1 protein-coding gene is annotated in these 2,032 nt (G+C 53.8%); it reads right to left on the bottom strand.

Annotation, left to right across the window (positions count from 1 at the left end):
• Positions 1-2,032, bottom strand: a 2,032-nt coding sequence (locus tag AM506_RS22895) for a beta strand repeat-containing protein (RefSeq protein ID WP_160316912.1), incomplete at both ends; no start/stop codon positions are given.

Below are 2,032 nucleotides of genomic sequence, written 5' to 3'. Positions count from 1 at the left end.
CCAAGGACGCTTTCTACTACATTGAGTGTTCCACCCGAAACCGTGACAGAAGGAATATCTACGGTGACAGTCCCCGTGATGGCATTGATCGTTCCACCCACAATGGTAGCGGCCTGAACTTCGTTGACCGAGTTCAGAGTACCGGCGGTGATCGTGGCTCCAAGCACACTGGAGATGGTGCCGTCCAGTAGATTATTCAGCGTGCCGCCGAGTAAAGTGGCGTTGATATTTCCACCTGTGATTGTAGCGCCGAGGACGCTTTCTACTACATTGAGTGTTCCGCCCGAAACTGTGACAGAAGGAATATCTACGGTGACAGTCCCCGTGATGGCATTGATGGTACCGCCGACAATGGTCGCGGCCTGAACTTCGTTGACCGAGTTCAGAGTACCGGCGGTGATCGTGGCTCCGAGTACACTGGAGATGGTGCCGTCCAGTAGGTTGTTCAGCGTGCCGCCGAGTAGGGTAGCGTTGATATTTCCGCCCGTGATTGTAGTACTTAGGACATTTTCAATCGTGTTAATGGTTCCCCCAACGATGGTGGCAGCTTGAACTTCGTTCACAGAATCAAGCGTACCGGCGGTAATCGTGGCTCCGAGCACACTGGAGATGGTGCCGTCCAGTAGGTTGTTCACTGTGCCGCCCAGTAAAGTGGCATTGATCGTTCCACCCACAATGGTCGCGGCTTGAACTTCATTAACCGAGTTCAGAGTACCAGCGGTGATCGTGGCTCCGAGCACACTGGAGATGGTACCATCCAGTAGATTGTTCAGCGTGCCGCCGAGTACGGTAGCGTTGATATTGCCGCCAGCGATGGTAGCGCTCAGGACATTTTCAATCGTGTTGATGGTTCCCCCAACAATGGTCGCAGCTTGAACCTGGTTCACAGAGTCAAGAGTACCCGCGGTAATGGTGGCGCCAAGGACGCTTTCTACCACATTGAGTGTTCCGCCCGAAACCGTAACAGAAGGAATATCTACGGTGACAGTCCCCGTGATGGCATTGATCGTACCGCCGACAATGGTCGCGGCTTGAACCTCATTAACCGAGTTCAGAGTACCGGCGGTAATCGTGGCTCCAAGTACACTGGAGATGGTGCCGTCCAGTAGGTTATTCAGCGTTCCGCCCAGTAGGGTGGCGTTGATATTTCCACCAGCGATTGTAGCGCTCAGAACATTTTCAATGGTGTTGATGGTACCACCGATGATGGTGGCAGCCTGAACTTCATTTACAGAATCAAGAGTACCCGCGGTAATGGTAGCGCCCAGGACGCTTTCTACCACATTGAGTGTTCCACCCGAAACTGTGACAGAAGGAATATCCACGGTGACAGTCCCGGTAATGGCATTGATCGTTCCACCGACAATGGTCGCGGCCTGAACTTCGTTGACCGAGTTCAGAGTACCGGCGGTGATCGTGGCTCCGAGTACACTGGAGATGGTGCCGTCCAGTAGGTTGTTCAGCGTGCCGCCGAGTATGGTAGCGTTGATATTTCCGCCCGTGATCGTAGCGCCAAGGACGCTTTCTACCACATTGAGTGTTCCGCCCGAAACCGTGACAGAAGGAATATCTACGGTGACAGTCCCCGTGATGGCATTGATCGTTCCACCGACAATGGTAGCGGCTTGAACTTCATTAACCGAGTTCAGAGTACCAGCGGTGATCGTGGCTCCGAGTACACTGGAGATGGTGCCGTCCAGTAGGTTATTCAGCGTTCCGCCGAGTAGGGTAGCGTTGATATTGCCGCCAGCGATGGTAGCGCTCAGGACATTTTCAATGGTGTTAATGGTTCCCCCAACGATGGTCGCAGCTTGAACCTCGTTCACAGAGTCAAGCGTACCCGCGGTAATGGTGGCGCCAAGGACGCTTTCTACTACATTGAGTGTTCCRCCCGAAACCGTGACAGAAGGAATATCTACGGTGACAGTCCCCGTGATGGCATTGATCGTTCCACCCACAATGGTAGCGGCCTGAACTTCGTTGACCGAGTTCAGAGTACCGGCGGTGATCGTGGCTCCAAGCACACTGGAGA

The sequence above is a fragment of the Rossellomorea vietnamensis genome (assembly GCF_001305855.1).
Taxonomy (GTDB): domain Bacteria; phylum Bacillota; class Bacilli; order Bacillales; family Bacillaceae_B; genus Rossellomorea; species Rossellomorea vietnamensis_A.
This window is presented reverse-complemented; position numbering and strand designations above follow the sequence as displayed.